This is a genomic window from Undibacterium sp. RuRC25W (genome assembly GCF_049339825.1).
Classification (GTDB): Bacteria; Pseudomonadota; Gammaproteobacteria; order Burkholderiales; family Burkholderiaceae_D; genus Undibacterium.
This window is the reverse complement of the sequence record NZ_JBMPPD010000023.1, coordinates 1-17474: the sequence shown is the minus strand read 5'-3', so window position 1 is coordinate 17474 and position 17474 is coordinate 1. Positions and strand designations below refer to the sequence as shown.

Genomic DNA, 17474 nt, shown 5'->3' with positions numbered 1-17474 from the left:
CTAAGGAATAGGATGATGGACAGTCACCAACTTGGTGCCATCCGGGAAGGTTGCTTCAATCTGGATGTCGGGGATCATTTCTGGCACGCCTTCCATCACATCAGCACGTTTCAGAATCTGGGTTCCCTCGGACATCAATTGCGCAACACTTTTGCCATCGCGTGCGCCTTCCATCATGGCGGCGCTGATCAGCGCAACGGCCTCTGGATAATTCAGTTTCAGTCCGCGTGCCATTCTTCTCTCTGCCAATAATGCAGCGGTAAAAATCAGTAACTTGTCTTTCTCTCGGGGGGTCAGGTCCATGTTTCTGCCTTTGTCTATAAAACGCGAATCTCATTGATCACAGTAAAATATTGCAAGAATCAAACCAGCTTTCATGCACCACTCTGCTACCATCCCGCGCTCATATCAAAGAAAATGTTGCATTTTGGTGCAAGTTATTTTGAAGCAGTTCTTTTTTTGTGCATACAACTGCTGAGCATAACGTTACAAACAACACACATTACGGCAGATAACAACTTTGTATAATGCGCTTCTCTTTTCAGCTGTGTTCCATCTGAGGATTTCAAATTATGAAACTGCATCCATCTGCCGTCGCAACGCTCATTGGCGTATCCTTATCTACGGCACTATTACCTGGTGCTAGCGCCGCCGACGAAGCGCCACACTGGCAGCGTCTACACCTTGGTTCCGATAACCAAGCACAATACGATTTTCCAGTCTATGCCAATCAGAATTTGGAACAACCACAGGCTGAGATTAATGAAGCCATCATCATTCAACACGGTATCGAGAGAAATGGTGATGACTATTTTGCTTCCGCGATGGAACTACTAAAAACGTCTGGTCGTAATCAAAATGAGATGCTGATTATTGCGCCTAACTTTCCTGGAACACCCGATAAAGATAAGGGGTTCAATAACATGCCAGTCTGGTCGGTACAGGGCTGGATAGGTGGCGACAATGCGGTAAGCGGCACCATTCCAGGCAATAGCCTGAGTTCACTGACTGTGTTAGACGATATTTTGCTCATGCTCGCTGATAAAAAACGCTACCCACATCTGCAAAAAATCACTGTCGCGGGACATTCTGGTGGTGGTCAGTTGGTGCATCGCTATGCAGTTCTCAATCATGTCGATGAGCAGGTACGGCACGCGGGATTCGATTTACGGTACCTGATTGCGAATCCCTCCTCCTATCTTTACTTTACTCCTGAACGCCCGCAAGGAAACGGCTTTGCCCCATACGATCAGGCACTCTGCCCCGCCTATGATGACTACCGCTACGGTATGCAACACATGGTGCCGTTTGCGGGCGCCACGAGCTGGCAGGAATTATTCCAGCGCCATTTACAGCGTCAGGTAACTTATCTGGCGGGGACAGCAGATAACGACCCGAACCACCGTGTGTTAGACAAATCTTGTGGTGCCGGAGCCCAAGGTCCAACGCGAATCACCCGCGCGCACGGCTATTGGCAATACGAACATTACCTTGCTCGTGAGCAGAGCCTAAAAATGCACCAGCGTTTTGAAGTCATTGGCGTCGGCCATAATCAAAGCCAAATGTTCGGATCACAATGTGGCACAGAACTGTTATTTGGCAGCAAGGCGAATACTGCTGCTAACGCTGCACAATGTCAGGCGATTGCACCCTGAATTATCCTCATCTATTTTGCAATTTTTTATTTAATTTGTCGTTTAATTTAATATTGCATCGCGTTATCACAAAAGTAGACCAACATTGGCTAAAACTGCTGTTGGTCTGTTGAGTTAGAATGACACACTGATTGGCATATCAATCTGGAGTAGCCGGAGTAGCAGAACTAGTAGCGCTATTCACCTCATATCAAAGTGTCATCCTTACCTTTATCTTTACTTATGTCCGTCCACTGGCTCAATGACTTTTTTGCCCACAACAGCAGCTTGCTGATCTTTAGCAATGTACTGTTGCAGCAGCTTGGCTTACCGGTCCCAGCCGTGCCGACGATGATGATCAATGCCAGTCAGGTGACATCACTCTTTGCTCTGAGCGCTATGTTAGCCGCGGCCGTAGCAGCTTCGTTGATTGCCGATCTGGTGTGGTATCAGGCCGGGAAAATCTTTGGCTACAAAGTCTTGAAGTTGCTGTGCAAAATGTCCATTAATCCAGGCTCATGCGTTAATCAGACGGAGGCACGCTTTGTCAAATGGGGTATGTGGTCGCTGGTTTTTGGTAAATTTATTCCAGGTTTTTCTACGGTGGCACCGCCGGTTGCCGGCGCTTTAGGCATGCCGCGTGGGCAGTTTTTGTTTGCCTCTGCGATTGGTGCCGCTTTATGGGCTGGAATTGCCTTACTGGCAGGCTATGTCTTGCAAGATCAAATCAGCGCAGCAGTGACATTATTGGCAGAACACGGCATACAGATCATCACGGTCTTTTTATGCATCTTCCTGACTTGGTTCGGTTGGAAGTTCTGGCAAAAAAGACGCTTCGAGAAATTGGCATCGATCCCACATATCAGTACCGACGAGTTAGCCGCGCTTGCCGCATCCAATACGCCATTTCAGGTCATTGACTTACGTAGCCAAACATTGATTGAGGAAACAGGTGTCTTTCCAGGTGCTTTGGTCCGCAACGTCAACAAAGTCGGTGAACAGTTGGAGCAGGTACCAAGCGCGCAGTTGATCGTCACCTTCTGCGCTTGCCCCGGTGATGCCAGCGCAGTCCATGCCGCACACACCTTAAAAGCAATGGGATTTGAGGATGTGCGCCCACTTAAGGGTGGTTTTGAAGCCCTAAGTCAGACGACGTGGATCGTGCCGTTTAAAAAATAATCCGACTCTGTCGGATGCTTAAGAGAAAAATCTAGATTCATGTATTCCAAATCCTCGGGATGACTGCTTGATTGGCATTGATGACCGGACGTAAATGTTGCCAAACGAGTTGCTGCCATTGCTTTGCGATTTCACTGGAATGTCCTAGATACCGAGCGACGATCACTGTTTTCATTTGCGTCACACCACAGGCAGCCTCTGGTTCACCCTCAGAAATCAACGCGACTGTTTGCTCGCGCAACTGTTGTAGTTGATCGCTGCTCAGTGTATGTCCACAAGCCAGCACCATCGCGCAAACAGACTTACCATTGAGCCCAAGCGGACTTTGCATGGCAGCGTCTGCGCCACCGATGCGCCCCTGCTCAAACCAAATCATTTTGCCGTCACGGAAAATGCTGCTGCGCTGAGAAATAACGCCGCTCGTGTACCGCTCATCGGATGCCGTCCGGCCAAAGCACAGAATATCGCTGGCGATAAAACTGGCACTGCCTTGCAGGTGTACCGTCTGATGTAAATTCACTTTCGCATCATCAAAGAAAATCGTCTCCTGTGGCAACCACTCCAGATGCGCGTCGCTGGCGACATGCAAATCGATACGCTGTTCAGACGTGTAGCCATTGCAGCGGTACCACTTAGCCGCACCCGGTGTGGTAATCAATGCATGTGCATGCTCACCAACCTTGACCGAAATTTCTAATTGATCGCCACCTACGACCCCGCCAGGCGGATGAATCACGATGGCATGACAAATACGCTCTCCCTCAGGATATAAGGGTTTTTGCACCCTTAACGGACCACTATGCTGACGCTCGATCAAACGAGTAGTGCCTATGTCGTCCGCAAAACCAAGTTGCAGACGAGCATGCCAATGCGTCTTAGCTTGAACGATTGAAGCTGGAACGAAGTTAGGAACGACGTTAGTCGCTAAAACGGGTGCATTCATACAATAAAAAGGGAAAAGGCATAAGACGCATCGAACTCTAGGATTCTACACGGATCAACGAAAAACGCGATCCAAATCAAGGTCAACATAATGGAACAAACAATCGAACAAACAATAGGCCGAATAATGAACCGACTAGACTGCCAGATGCCGTTTAACGTCATCGCTATCCATCGTATCTTGCGCGCCAGCGGCAACGACCTCACCTCTTGACAGGACAATAAACTGATCCGCCAACTCCCGCGCAAAATCAAAATATTGTTCGCACAAAATAATGCCTATATCACCGCGCTGTCTCAGCATAGAGATCACGCGTCCGATATCTTTGATGATTGACGGTTGGATGCCTTCTGTAGGTTCATCAAAGATAATTAATTTGGGCTCTGCGAGCAACGCGCGGGCGATCGCCAATTGCTGTTGCTGGCCGCCCGACAAGTCACCGCCGCGGCGTTGCAACATGTCTTTTAAAACTGGAAATAGCTCAACTATTTCTGCTTTGATGGTATGTGCACGTTTGGCAGGCAAGGTCGCCATCCCCATCAATAAATTCTCTTCGACAGTCAACCTGGCAAAAATATCTCGTCCCTGCGGAACATAGGCAATACCCGCCTTTGCCCGATGATGTGGTGGCAGGTTAGTCACTGTCTTTCCATCAAAAACAACCGCCCCCGTCGAAACGGGTAACACCCCCATCAGGCATTTCAGCAGCGTCGTTTTGCCAACACCGTTACGACCAAGCAATGCCAGACATTCGCCCTGCTTCACCTGCAGCGAAATGCCGCGTAAAGTATGGCTGGAACCATAATGTTGATGTAATTCTTTGACCTCTAACATAGTTTCCCTTTGGATGACGGCATCTTCGTAATGGTTGGGCAAGAGTGCATCGTTAACGTCCCAGATACACTTCAATCACCCGCTCATCTGCCTGAACCTCTTGCATCGTGCCTTGCGCTAATACCGAGCCTTCGTGTAGTACGGTGACCTTCCCTTGCTGTGCTATCTCTGTGACGAAACCCATATCATGCTCAACGACCATGATGGAATGTTTGCCCCGTAATTCATTGAGCAGCTCTGCTGTTCTGACCGTTTCGGCATCCGACATCCCAGCCACGGGTTCATCAAGCAAAATTAGTTGCGGCTCCTGAATGAGCAACATGCCGATTTCAAGCCATTGTTTTTGTCCATGCGATAAGAGCCCGGCAAGGCGCGAATCCTGATCATGCAAACGGATCAGCGCCAGAACGGTAGCGATTTTATCTTTTTGTGTGCTTGTAAGTCTGGCGAATAAGGTCGTCATAACGGACTTATTCATTTTCATGGCCAGCTCCAGATTGTCGAATACCGTATGTTGCTCAAACACCGTCGGCCGTTGAAATTTACGTCCGATGCCAGCATGGGCGATCTCAACCTCATTCATTTTGGTCAAATCCATCGTTTGACCAAAGAATGCAGTCCCAGAGGATGGTCGAGTCTTACCAGTGATGACGTCCATCATCGTTGTTTTACCAGCGCCATTAGGACCAATAATGCAGCGCAACTCACCGACTGAAATATCCAGATTTAAATGGTTAATCGCTTTAAAACCATCAAATGAAACGACGATGTCTTCCAGATACAAGATCGCACCGTGGGTCGTATCGACACCTTCCGGCTTCAACCGTTGGTAAGAAACACCCTGATCTCCGGTTGCCCCTTCATATTGCTGACCGGGACGCAGAACACCACTCATCACATAATTCATGCGACCTCCCGGGATTTTTTTAATTTTGCCAGCACGCCTAGAATGCCTTGCTGCATAAACAGGGTCACCAGAATGAACAATAATCCTAGCGCAAACAACCACAAATCTGGAAACGCCGCAGTGAACCAGCTTTTAAGCCCATTGACAGCAAACGCACCCAGGATCGGGCCAAGCAAGGTACCACGTCCACCCACCGCCGCCCAGATCACCATTTCAATTGAATTGCCAGGCGACATTTCAGATGGATTGATGATTCCCACTTGTGGCACATACAAGGCACCGGCGACACTGCACAACACGGCAGACAAGGTCCAGACGAATAACTTAAACCACAATGGGTTATAACCAATAAACATCAAGCGTGATTCAGAATCGCGCACGCCTTGCAGCACCCGTCCCAGCTTAGACGTGACGATCCAGCGGCACAACATCAATGCCCCTAACAAAAACGTTAAGGTCACCAAAAACAAGACCGCCTTCGTCGACGCCGCAGTCAAGTTAAATCCTAGTAGGCGCTTGAAATCCGTAAAGCCATTATTGCCACCAAAACCCGTATCGTTTCTGAAAAACAGTAGCATAAACGCGTAAGTCATTGCCTGCGTGATGATAGAAAAATACACGCCTTTAATCCGCGATCTGAAGGCAAAGAAACCGAAAATAAATGCTAACAATCCCGGCACCAATATCACCAACGCCATGCAATACCAGAAATTGTCTGTCATCGCCCAATACCACGGATACGTTTTCCAATCGAGAAACACCATAAAATCAGGTAAGTCACTTTGATAAACACCATCGTGACCAATCGCCCGCATCAGATACATGCCATGCGCATACGCTCCAAGAGCAAAAAACACCCCGTGGCCCAGCGATAAAATACCGGTATAACCCCACACCAAATCCAGCGCCAGTGCAGCCAACGCATAACACATGAATTTTGCGACAACGCCCATCAGGTAACCCGATACATGTAAGGTGTGTCCCTCAGGGAAAGTCAGATTCAGAATCGGTAATAACGCTGTGATAGCGGCAAGAATACCGATCGCCATCCAGGTCGTCCGTGGAAATAAATGGCGCATCATTCGACACTCCTTCCTTTGAGTGCAAATAAGCCTTGCGGACGTCGTTGTATGAAAATAATAATCATGACGAGGATCACAATTTTTGCCATAACAGCACCAGCAACGGGCTCCATAAATTTATTGATTTCACCCAGGCCAAAGGCCGCCAGCAAGGTACCCGCCAACTGTCCTACACCGCCCAGCACCACCACCATAAACGAATCGACGATATAGCTTTGCCCAAGATCAGGACCAACGTTACCAAGCTGCGATAACGCAACTCCGCCAAGCCCCGCAATCCCTGAACCAAGGCCAAACGTGAGCATATCAATCTTACCCGTCGCTACCCCGACGCAATCAGCCATTCGGCGGTTTTGCATCGCTGCGCGGACAAATAAACCAAGACGGGTTTTATTCAGAATCAGCCAGACTGCACCAACGACCAGCAATGAAAAGAAAATAATCGCAATACGGTTATACGACAAAACTAGTGATCCCAATACCGTAACCCCACCGGACATCCACGATGGATTCGCAACCTCCACATTTTGCGCACCAAAAATAGAACGCACAGTTTGCATCAGGATCAGACTAATTCCCCATGTACACAACAACGTCTCTAATGGACGACCATATAACCAACGAATGACGGTACGTTCCAAGATGATACCGACCAATCCAGATACAAAGAACGCCGCTGGGATCGCCAGCAATAAATAGCCATCAATTGCTTGCGGAAAAAAATGTCTGAATAACAGTTGGCATCCATACGTTGTATAAGCACCGATCATGAGTAATTCACCATGGGCCATATTGATGATACCCATCAGACCAAAGGTAATCGCCAATCCCAACGCAGCTAACAACAACACACTGCCTAACGAAACGCCATAAAATAAATTGCCGACAAACTCAGTACGCGCCAGTCTGCCATTTAACGCGTGTAGCGTTGAGACGACTTCAATCCGGATACTTTCATCGGGTTCCATGTAGCTGCCATCCGAATTCTGCCGAAGCATGGATTCGAGAATAGGTTTCAGACTCGCGTTTGTTGTCTCTGCCAGACTGTGGACAGCGGCTTTACGTGCGACAGGATCAGGAGATTGCAGATTGGCGCTAGCAATCAGCAGTTGTAATTGTGCTTTGATTTGAGGGTCGCTCTCCTGCGCATCCGCACGCTCGAGCAAAGGCAATTGTTCAGCAGTGGCTTGCTGTTGTAAATCATGGACGGCCGCCATGCGGACAGTCCGGTCTGTAGAAAATAATTTCATACCCGACAAGGCACTATCGAGGGCACCCCGTAAGCGATTATTGATAGTTAAGGCATCAGCACCATCAGGCAGGGTCGATATTTTTCCGGTGCGCAGATCAATGGCGGCGTCACCCTCCACGATGAACACCGCCTGATCTTTGACGTACACATTTTCATTCTTTAACGCATTGAGTACCCGTGCCGCCTCGACGTTGGCGAGGGCTGCAATCGCATTAACGGCGACGATGCGTGTATCCGGATCATCTCCCGCAAGCTCTTGCAATAGTTGCGGCGCTATCGTCGCCTGCGCAACACAACAAAGTCCAAAGCCAAGCAATATGCCAAGCACTATGTGACGGATTTTTTTGATGTTCATAGAGAGAGCCAAAGGATACTGCCGGGGATGTGATGCAACTCAAGTAAAGACGGTGCCAAGACGATGCCGACAGCGATTAACACCTTACCGCGTTAATCGCCCCACGGCATCCGAACATACATCCCGATGCACATCACAACACACATCAAGACGTCTGAAACAGACGCGTCAGATTACAATTTTTGCTTACCTTCGTTACCCTGGATGTACGGGCTCCAAGGTTGAGCACGAATTGTTTCTTTGGTTTTGTAGACGACGCTAAATTGTCCATCCGCTTTGATTTCACCGATCATGACTGGTTTGTGCAGATGATGATTCGTTGCATCCATCATGAGTTCAAAGCCAGATGGCGCTTTAAAGGTCTGACCACCCATCGCGGCAATCACTTTGTCGGTATCTGTCGACTTCGCTTTTTCTACCGCTTGCTTCCACATATAGATACCAACATACGTCGCTTCCATCGGATCATTCGTCACGACCGTAGCTGCATTGGGCAATTTCTTTGCAGCAGCGTAGGCTTTCCATTTTTTGATGAATTCGGTATTGACTGGACTTTTAACGGACTCAAAGTAATTCCATGCGGCAAGGTGACCTACCAATGGCTTGGTATCGACACCACGTAATTCCTCTTCACCCACCGAGAAAGCCACAACTGGCACATCGGTCGCTTTTAAGCCAGCATTACCCAACTCTTTATAGAACGGCACATTGGAGTCACCATTGATGGTGGAAATAACGGCAGTTTTACCCCCTGCTGCAAATTTTTTGATATTGGCGACGATGGTCTGATAATCAGAATGACCAAATGGTGTGTAGACTTCATCGATATCACTGTCTTTTACACCTTTACTATGCAGGAATGCGCGCAGAATTTTGTTGGTAGTACGTGGATAGACATAATCTGTTCCCAACAACACAAAACGTTTCGCGCCGCCACCTTCTTTGGACATCAGGTATTCAGTTGCCGGAATCGCTTGTTGGTTTGGTGCCGCACCAGTGTAAAACACGTTTTTCTCCAGCTCTTCGCCTTCGTACTGCACTGGGTAAAACAGCAGACTATTCAATTCTTTAAAGACGGGTAGTACGGATTTACGGGACACCGAAGTCCAGCAACCAAACACTACAGAAACTTTATCCTGAGAAACCAATTGACGGGCTTTTTCAGCGAACAGCGGCCAGTTGGAGGCCGGATCAACGACCACCGGTTCGAGCTTTTTACCAAGCACACCACCATGCGCATTGATTTCATCAATCGTCATCAATGCGACGTCTTTTAAGGATGTTTCTGAGATGGCCATGGTACCGGACAACGAATGCAAGATACCGACCTTGATAGTGTCCGCAGCAAATGCTTGCGACATCCAACCTGTGGCTGCCAAGGTCATTGCGGCCAACGCAGTGGCTTTTAAAACGGTGCGACGTGTCATGATTTCTCCTGATGATGGTTAAATACGAAAAGACTACGAGCTTCATCAGGGAGATAGCAGTAAACGTGCCAGCCTAGACGTCACCACCTATGACCAATCTCAACAGGTGATACGGCGCACTAATACTGAGGGTATAGAAAATAAAAGAGGAACAAAGATGTGCAAAAAGGAGCAAAGAATAGATGCTAAAACACGTCATCATCAAAAACAATGAATCAAAATGAGGAGTTTATTTGCAGCGCACAATTCCGGTGCAAGCGTCCATCAGTCATTTTTTTTTGGGGGGAACAGAAAAGATCAATGCGGAAGCTGGTTACCCAGTTCCGCATTGGTATGAGATCGGTGGCTTGTCCGCTCATCGCAGACAAAACGCACCTCGCTGCCGTCATACATATCAGTTGTATGTACAGCAGGTGAAAAACATCATATCAAAAAAATATGACATTGCTATGACTAAAATCAACAGATACCGCTTTCAGAACGGAGATTATCGGCTTTACGATCACCAGACACTCATTTTCTCGCAAAATGATCCTGCGGGGAACAACCTTAAAGAACTCTCCCCTTCGGTGAAACGCTTGCATTAACACAATATGAACGTCATCTTACATTCATTCTATTATCACCTACGGTCGGGTGGTGACATCGATGACCTCTGTTAAAATGCACCTCTGCAAGCAGGCTTTCGGCCACGCAAGATATGCCAATTGCCCACACAATCACAACTGATTGAAACGACTGCAGATATTAGCAATAGCAATCATTTTATTTTTATGAAGCAAACCATGCCAGCCAACAGTATCCGTTTTGAATCCCGCGTTACGACCAGTCATCTGCATTTAAACAATGTTCTGGAACATGCTTTTAAGCACACTGATGAGCATAAAGCAGTCCTGGTCTACGATGAACAATGCGAACTGGCATGTATCTTAAGTGCAGCATACCGGCAATGTCTTCCAAACGCTTTATGCATTGATTTTGACAGCACAGCCCCTGCAGACATATTGCAGACACTCGCAACACTACAAAGCGGTGATCTGGCAGTGTTAGTCCAGTCAACCAACTTCCGTCTGGAAGCCTATCGACTACGCGTGGAGTTGTTTAAACAAGGCTTGAAAGTCATCGAACATCCGCACCTAGGGCGCATGGAAGGTGATGAAATCGATTATTACATTGATGCCCTCGCCTATGACCCGCATTACTACCGAGTTGTCGGACGTAAGCTAAAAGAAAAAATTGATATGGCAAGCCACGGCGTTATCGATAGTGATGGTGCTGAATTAATTTTTAGCGGTCAGTTTGAATCAGCAAAACTCAATGTTGGCGACTATAGCGATATGAAAAACATCGGTGGTCAGTTTCCGATCGGCGAAGTATTTACAGAATCCGTGAACCTGGAAGACGTCTACGGAAAGGTGCGTGTATTCGTGTTTGGTGATACCACCTTTAGCATTAACAAACCGGAAAAGCCGATCACACTCATCGTAGAGAAAGGTCAGGTAATCGGCACAGAGGACTCGACACCGGAATTTGACCAAGTACTAGCAAATATTCGTGCTGATGATGGCGTAGTGTGGGTCCGTGAAGTAGGTCTTGGCATGAATCGCGCCTTCAGCAAAGACAGGACTGTGCGTGATATCGGCACCTATGAGCGGATGTGCGGCATTCATTTATCATTAGGTTCTAAACACGGTAGCTACGCAAAACCTCATATTAAGCGCGGCGAAGGCAGACATCATGTCGATGTATTTGCAGTCACCAAGTCTGTCCGCTTTGGTGACGAAGAAGTCTACAGCAATGGTCAATGGCGTGTCTGATCACGCTACTAACTTTTATTGAAATGATAAACGTCTCTCAATTTGAATCAATTATTGGTATGAGAAGTACCTGGATAATTTAAATTTATAGTAATCATGTCAATACCTCCTTTTTAGCCGAACACTCACTCACACTGTGTGATGTTTATCATTAAGGCAATAGACCTCTACAAACAATTTTGCTCCCATCACCTTAAGAAGTCCTCATCGGAAACCGTACCTCGATGCTTAACTATTTTTCGGTGTTGATTTGAAAAGCTACAATTAAATTAACTTATATTGTAGAGACCATGTTATACCTTTGGGCTTATCATGTCATATCAGATGCAAAAATGTCACGCTGATAAAGCGGGCTGCTGTTAGTTTGATTTTCATTTTTATAAATGATACAAACAAAGACCATGCCCTCCAAGATGTTTGCTAGCCAAAGAAAATTCTGGGAATTGATGTTTTATAGAATTTCAGTTGAAAACAAACGTCTGATCAAATGTCTTATGTGTTTCACCGTACTGAATTTCCTACCAACAAGTCCCAGAATGTCTAGGAATGTTGCGTAATAACGTTACGCCCCATGATTTGTTCTGTCATTAATAAAATATTCTTTGGAGAAGGCGATGAACCTACTTTTCAAATCGGCCATTGTGGCCGCTACCCTGACATTGTCAGCACAAGCGATGGCGCAGATCATACTTTACGAAAATAACGGATGGCGTGGACGCACTTTTTCAACCGCCCACGAAGTTGGCGATCTGAATCGGTATGGTTTTAATGATAAAGCCTCTTCGATCATTGTTGAGAATGGCCGATGGGAAATATGCGACAACGCAGGTTTTGGTGGTAAATGCATGATTCTCCAAAAGGGGAATTATCCCTCGCTGAGTTCCATGGGTATGAATGACCGGATCTCCTCATTAAGACCAGTCAATGATCGCGATCACTACGACAACGAAGCACCACAGCAAACAGGCCCGGCGTATGAATATCGACGTCGTCCGGATGAAGATATTTTTCAGGCGCAAGTCACCTCAGTACATGCCGTCTATGGTGCGTCAGCGCAGCGATGCTGGACCGAGCGTCAGCAGACGAATGAACCATCCCACAACAATGTCGGTGGAGCAATCGTCGGTGGCATACTTGGCGGGGTGCTTGGTCATCAGATAGGTGGTGGAAGCGGTCGTGATATTGCCACTGCAGGTGGTGCGGTTGCAGGTGCAGTGCTTGGTTCAAACGTTGGCGACAATTCTGGCTCACACAACTCAAGAGACGTACAGCGTTGTCAAACGGTGCCAAATCGAGAACCCGACTCATGGGACGTCACTTACAGTTTTCGTGGTTATGAGCACCATATACAAACACGCTACGCGCCAGGATCGACCATTTCTGTCAACCATAATGGTGAACCGAGACAATAACCTTGCATTGAAATTTTCGATAAACTAATCACCCAGGCCTAGGATAAAAAGAGACTTAAAATAGATCTATCCTGATTAGAAAAAATATCGCGCCATCAATTGCCAGCTCTGCATTTTGGTCGCGACACCGTAATCGCTAAGGCGATTGCCGCTGTTGCGTTGCCATTGCAGGGCAAACTCTGCATGGCTAAAATGAAAACGTGCTTCCAGCCAGGACATACGACTGGAGTCGACGGCATCGAAGCGACTCATCGCGCTGAGGTCTAGGTGATTGAGTAGCGCGTCTTGCCAACTTGCATAAACAAAGATAGCGCGCGCGGTTGGCGCTTCTTGTACCGTTTGAAGGTAATTGCGGTATTGCCCGTAAATGGCCAGTGGCCCTCGTTGTAATGCATCCCATTTGTTTTGATCGAGGGCACCTCCGTTGTATTCCAGTTCTGTCGTAACAGAAATTTTATTCTCCGTGGTATAGGTGAGGCCGACCGATGTACGGTTGCGAAATGCGCTAGTGTCAGGGAAATACAGGCCCTGCTGTTGATAGGCTTGCGCCAGCAAAGATGGACTGCGCCCACCTGACCATTCGACATAGGCCACGGTCGCGTCGTTAACCAACGTAGTCAGGTTCATACCGATTTGCGTTGGTAATTGCTCAGATTTAAAGAGTAAAAATTGCGGAGCCCATCCTTCTGCCATTTTTTGACTGAGTGCTACTAGCCAACGGTTCTGACTGTTGGTCGCGCCGATGTCAAGACTGAAGCTAGCGTTATTTGCTTGCTCAGCAAGCTTGGGAGAAAACAGCGCCGTCACCGAACCACCGTCCCATAATTTTTGCGCACGCAGCATGACGCTGCCCTGACGGTCTTCCTTCAGGCTGGAAGGATCGGCCGAAACAATCGATCGCAAAGCGCCATTCCGAAAAAAATCCGTCGGGTTATAACCTGTTGCCACTCCGTTTCTAACATTGATACGACCTGCATCAAGCAAGATATCATTTTGCATTTGCCAGATGAGATAAGCCTCTTTGACAGTGTTGATACTGTTTTGTCCTGGGATTTGCGCAGGCCAATTGATGTCGAGTCTATCCGACAATATCGCCCGCCACCCTTGTGCGAGAGTGCCATCGTATTGCACATCAAAAGACAGACGCTGACTTTGCTGGGTGCTGGAATTGCTGCGCAGTACACCACCACCTGCGGCAGCTTCGCTAAAAATGCGCCAGTTACTCGCTTTTTCGACGACATCTGGCATTTGATTGGCGACCAACAACGCACTGATGTCAGGATCGTCTTGAGCCTTAGATTGCAATGGTAGCAATCCGACCGCTGCCATACAAAGTATTAACAGGGGCGTGCGATGCGGCCTCATCATTCTGGTTTGAATCGTGGCAGGTAATCGCGCTGTAGCCAGAGTTCAGGGACATCGCGTTTGACCAGGTCAGAATAGCGCATGACGGTGACCCAACTAGGATCAAGGCCATCGATAATCACAGTCTCAGTCGGCCTGTCTATGCCTAGTTGTTTTTCGTAGCGACGGTAGTACGCCGTCTTCAACAATTTCCCACTTTCGGTATAGAAACGGGCTTTGACCGGGTGGTTATTGCCGACTTCTATCCACATATCGATATGGTGATAAGTTGCATCTGGCGTACTGGCGTTCATCGCCAGCTTGTAGCAATGTTTGATCTGGCGGTCGCCGTCTTGCGTATCTTCTTCCAATGCGGCGATTGCCTGATAATCTTTCGCGAGATTCACTGTAACCACATCACCATTCGACGCCTGACCGAGCAAGCGCTGCTGAGGAGACATCCGTATGCTAGCCTTGCTGCTGGGATCATAGAACCACAAATCTTTGCCGCTGTACAAAATCAACTTGTTTGCATCGCGTGCCGGTGCGACATACCGTATCAAACTGCGGAACTGGCCGCTGTTAGAATCAGCCTTGGAGTAGATCGCCAAGGTACTGGTATCCGTTTGTTTGCCACTGCGATATTCGACCAAGGTATTGGTCAGACCAAATGGATAATCGGGATTACGCACGGCATCGCTGGCTGCCAGAATTTCCTGAGGCTTTTGGGCTGCATTTGCTGCATTTGATAGTGATGCGAGCAAGCTGCACAGGAACAGACTGCATAACGATAAAGGGATGGTTTTCATGATTTATCCTTAAACATGGCGCAGTGCATCGACGATCATCATTTTAGAGGCTCGGTTTGCTGGCCACCAAGCAGAAAATACGGTCACCACAATCAGACCAATAACGCTACTGATGAGTAGCGGAATGTCTTGCCAGATTCTAACCAGAATCAGGTAGGCATATGAATAACCAGGCGGTGTCCAAGACAGGCCGCTGTGATTAATGATATAGGCAATGACCAATGCACTGAGCACGCCGATTATCGCACCGAGCATACCGAGCAAGATGCCTTCGCACAGAAACAGATTGCGCAGACCAGAGCGACGTAAGCCCATCGCTCGCAGCGTGCCAATTTCTACAGTACGCTCAACGACGGCGGTACTCATGGTATTTCCTATGGTGAACAAGACAATGACGCCTATCAGTATCGAAATGAAACCGAACATGGAATTCATGAATTGTACCGTCTGCACGTACATGGGGTTAAGCACTTTGAAGTCGAGAATTTCCAACGGTTGATGATTGAATTCCGTATTTAATAATTCCTGCAGACGAGCCCTTGCTGCAGGTATCTGCACGGTATGCTGCACTTGAATCTGAATCGCTGTAACTTGCCCAGCGCTGTCGCCGTAGATCAGTTTTTGTGCCTGTTGCAAGTGCATCGCCATATACACATCGTCCAAGGCTTTAATACCCATATTCTTGGCTTTGACCACGCTCAGGCTGGCGACATTGGGCGCACCATGCGACGTTGCTGCCAGCATTTCTATGCGCGTGCCATTTTCTTTCGGGATATTGCCTTCTTCTAGGGCTGAGAGTGCAGCGATATCGCTAGGCGCAGCGCTGCCGGTCGCGAGATTGAGCGTGTCCTCTTGCTTACAATCGGGAATCTGCAGCGCTTTGCATAATTTGAGCTTACGCGCCACACCCTCGCCTATCACCACAGCATCCGGACTGCTACCATTTAAAGGCAGAGGCTGCGCATAACTTTGCATGCCGTAGTCATTCCAGTTCAGCATACGATTACGTTCAGGCACCACTACACCGACCGCAAATACAGAACGCGAAACCCCGGCGCTAAAATTGCCTGCCAGTCCGCCTAGTTGCAACGTGGGCGTCACCATCGTCAGCATAGGAGACAGTACAGGGTCGCGCCGGATCACATCCACGATATGCTGATAGTCGGCAATACCGTAGGCAGTCGGATTGTCACCACCCTCCAAAAAATAACCCTGATGCTGGATTTGTAGATGTCCGTTAGCTTGGACGATACCTGTTTCCATGCCGTAGGTAATATTCGAACGGTAACCGCCGAAGAGCAAAATTGCGGTCAGGCCGATCACCATTGCCAACAATGTCGTCAGCGAACGGCGCCGATTTCTGAGCAAGTTTCGCAGTGCTAAAGAAAAAGTCTTCATACTACTGCCCCCAGCTTTTCTGCCTGACGTTCGATGTTGATAATGCGGCCATCACGGATAAAAACCGTGTCGTCGGCTTCGGCTTGTACTTGTGGATCGTGCGATGAGAATACAAACGATACCTGGCGTTCACGCTGCATCTTACGCATCAGGGCAATAATCGCCTCACCGGTCTGACTGTCCAGATTCGCCGTCGGCTCATCGGCCAATACCAGCTTGGGGGCGGTGGCCAGCGCACGCGCAATCGCCACCCGCTGACGCTGACCACCCGATAGCTGACCCGGGCGATTTTCTGCGCGGTCTGCCAAGCCAACTGCATCCAGCAAATCCAGTACGCGACGTTTGCGCTCATTGGCTGAGACCTTGGCAAGTATCAGCGGATACTCAACGTTTTCGTAAGTGCTAAGTACGGGCAACAAATTGAAATTCTGAAAAATGAAACCGAGATGCTGCGCACGAAAATCAGACAAGGCATTATCCGACATCGTATGCACAGCCTGATCGGCAACAATAACTTCACCGCTGTCAGCGCGATCTATACAGCCGATCAGATTTAATAGCGTCGTTTTACCACTACCAGAAGGGCCAGAGATCACGGTAAAACAATTTGCCCGTATTTGTAGATTGATGTCCACCAAAGCGGGTACGTCGATCGCATCAAGGTGATAAGTTTTCATCACCTGTTTAAGTTGAACAGGGTACATATAGTCCTTTGAATAATAAGTGACCGTCCCTCGGTACTTAGTTCACTATTCCATTGGCGAAAAATCAGGTTGTTCTTTCACTCGTTCCAACCACGCTAACAACGCTTTATAACCAGACAAATCAAAACCACCTTCATCAGCGACATGGGTATAGGCAAACAAACCAATGTCTGCGATGCTATATGTGTCAGCCACAAGAAAGCGTCGAGATTCTAAATGTGTATTTAAGACATCAAGTGCCTTATATCCAGCGCGAGTTCAATTTTGAAGTGCAAGCGTATTTTTGAAGAATACCTGATTGGGTGTAAGGTATCCTAATCTTTTTCTTGGTCGATTATTCAGTCTTTTCATGGCGTGATCAATCTCCTGTTGTGTAA

The 17474-nt window shown here is 47.9% G+C and carries 16 protein-coding genes and 2 pseudogenes; 5 read left to right on the top strand and 13 right to left on the bottom strand.

What is annotated here, in order from left to right:
- Complete coding sequence (locus tag ACO0KV_RS11715) at positions 1 to 303, bottom strand: urease subunit gamma (protein WP_423042710.1); 303 nt, start codon at positions 301 to 303, stop codon at positions 1 to 3.
- A 269-nt stretch (positions 304 to 572) separates the two neighbouring features.
- Here ACO0KV_RS11715 and ACO0KV_RS11710 point away from each other — a divergent pair, with 269 nt between their 5' ends.
- Positions 573 to 1655 (top strand): hypothetical protein, encoded by a 1083-nt coding sequence (locus ACO0KV_RS11710; RefSeq protein WP_423042709.1) that lies wholly within the window; start codon positions 573 to 575, stop codon positions 1653 to 1655.
- A 222-nt stretch (positions 1656 to 1877) separates the two neighbouring features.
- Entirely contained in the window at positions 1878 to 2813 is a 936-nt protein-coding gene (locus ACO0KV_RS11705; RefSeq protein ID WP_423042708.1) for a VTT domain-containing protein, read from the top strand.
- 37 nt (positions 2814 to 2850) lie between these two features.
- Here ACO0KV_RS11705 and ACO0KV_RS11700 read toward each other — a convergent pair whose 3' ends face one another.
- The 6 genes from ACO0KV_RS11700 to urtA form a co-directional block, all read right to left on the bottom strand.
- On the bottom strand, positions 2851 to 3756 hold the full coding sequence (locus ACO0KV_RS11700; RefSeq protein WP_423042707.1) for an urease accessory protein UreD: 906 nt from the start codon (positions 3754 to 3756) through the stop codon (positions 2851 to 2853).
- Positions 3757 to 3891: 135 nt separating this feature from the next.
- Positions 3892 to 4590, bottom strand: coding sequence for an urea ABC transporter ATP-binding subunit UrtE (gene urtE, locus ACO0KV_RS11695; protein ID WP_423042706.1), 699 nt, complete (start codon positions 4588 to 4590; stop codon positions 3892 to 3894).
- 52 nt (positions 4591 to 4642) lie between these two features.
- Positions 4643 to 5497, bottom strand: coding sequence for an urea ABC transporter ATP-binding protein UrtD (urtD, locus tag ACO0KV_RS11690; RefSeq protein ID WP_423042705.1), 855 nt, complete (start codon positions 5495 to 5497; stop codon positions 4643 to 4645).
- Positions 5494 to 6579: an urea ABC transporter permease subunit UrtC gene (gene urtC, locus ACO0KV_RS11685; RefSeq protein WP_423042704.1), complete on the bottom strand. Its 1086-nt coding sequence runs from the start codon at positions 6577 to 6579 to the stop codon at positions 5494 to 5496. The genes urtD and urtC overlap by 4 nt, the downstream gene beginning before the upstream one ends.
- A complete protein-coding gene (gene urtB / locus ACO0KV_RS11680) occupies positions 6576 to 8186 on the bottom strand; it encodes an urea ABC transporter permease subunit UrtB (protein ID WP_423042703.1) in 1611 nt (536 codons plus the stop codon). The genes urtC and urtB overlap by 4 nt, the downstream gene beginning before the upstream one ends.
- A 173-nt stretch (positions 8187 to 8359) precedes the next feature.
- On the bottom strand, positions 8360 to 9613 hold the full coding sequence (gene urtA / locus ACO0KV_RS11675; RefSeq protein ID WP_423042702.1) for an urea ABC transporter substrate-binding protein: 1254 nt from the start codon (positions 9611 to 9613) through the stop codon (positions 8360 to 8362).
- A 233-nt stretch (positions 9614 to 9846) separates the two neighbouring features.
- Here urtA and ACO0KV_RS11670 point away from each other — a divergent pair, with 233 nt between their 5' ends.
- The 3 genes from ACO0KV_RS11670 to ACO0KV_RS11660 all read left to right on the top strand — a co-directional run bounded on the left by ACO0KV_RS11670 (position 9847) and on the right by ACO0KV_RS11660 (position 12842).
- Positions 9847 to 10200: a hypothetical protein gene (locus ACO0KV_RS11670; protein ID WP_423042701.1), complete on the top strand. Its 354-nt coding sequence runs from the start codon at positions 9847 to 9849 to the stop codon at positions 10198 to 10200.
- A 120-nt stretch (positions 10201 to 10320) separates the two neighbouring features.
- A complete protein-coding gene (locus tag ACO0KV_RS11665; protein ID WP_423042700.1) occupies positions 10321 to 11430 on the top strand; it encodes a hypothetical protein in 1110 nt (369 codons plus the stop codon).
- Between the two features lie 614 nt (positions 11431 to 12044).
- Positions 12045 to 12842 (top strand): beta/gamma crystallin-related protein, encoded by a 798-nt coding sequence (locus ACO0KV_RS11660; protein WP_423042699.1) that lies wholly within the window; start codon positions 12045 to 12047, stop codon positions 12840 to 12842.
- 75 nt (positions 12843 to 12917) lie between these two features.
- Here ACO0KV_RS11660 and ACO0KV_RS11655 read toward each other — a convergent pair whose 3' ends face one another.
- The 6 genes and pseudogenes from ACO0KV_RS11655 to ACO0KV_RS11630 form a co-directional block, all read right to left on the bottom strand.
- Positions 12918 to 14171 carry a hypothetical protein gene (locus ACO0KV_RS11655; RefSeq protein WP_423042698.1) on the bottom strand — a complete coding sequence of 418 codons (1254 nt, stop codon included), beginning with the start codon at positions 14169 to 14171 and terminating at the stop codon, positions 12918 to 12920.
- A gap of 35 nt (positions 14172 to 14206) precedes the next feature.
- Positions 14207 to 14995, bottom strand: a complete 789-nt coding sequence (locus tag ACO0KV_RS11650; RefSeq protein ID WP_423042697.1) for an outer membrane lipoprotein-sorting protein — start codon at positions 14993 to 14995, stop codon at positions 14207 to 14209.
- A 9-nt stretch (positions 14996 to 15004) separates the two neighbouring features.
- The gene (locus ACO0KV_RS11645; RefSeq protein ID WP_423042696.1) at positions 15005 to 16393 is read right to left on the bottom strand and encodes an ABC transporter permease; all 1389 of its coding nucleotides are present in this window, start codon (positions 16391 to 16393) and stop codon (positions 15005 to 15007) included.
- Entirely contained in the window at positions 16390 to 17097 is a 708-nt protein-coding gene (locus ACO0KV_RS11640) for an ABC transporter ATP-binding protein (RefSeq protein WP_423042695.1), read from the bottom strand. The genes ACO0KV_RS11645 and ACO0KV_RS11640 overlap by 4 nt, the downstream gene beginning before the upstream one ends.
- A gap of 45 nt (positions 17098 to 17142) precedes the next feature.
- Positions 17143 to 17331, bottom strand: a pseudogene (locus ACO0KV_RS11635) (glutathione S-transferase C-terminal domain-containing protein); the annotation flags it as partial.
- Positions 17332 to 17355: 24 nt separating this feature from the next.
- A pseudogene (locus ACO0KV_RS11630) lies at positions 17356 to 17474 on the bottom strand (IS30 family transposase); the annotation flags it as partial.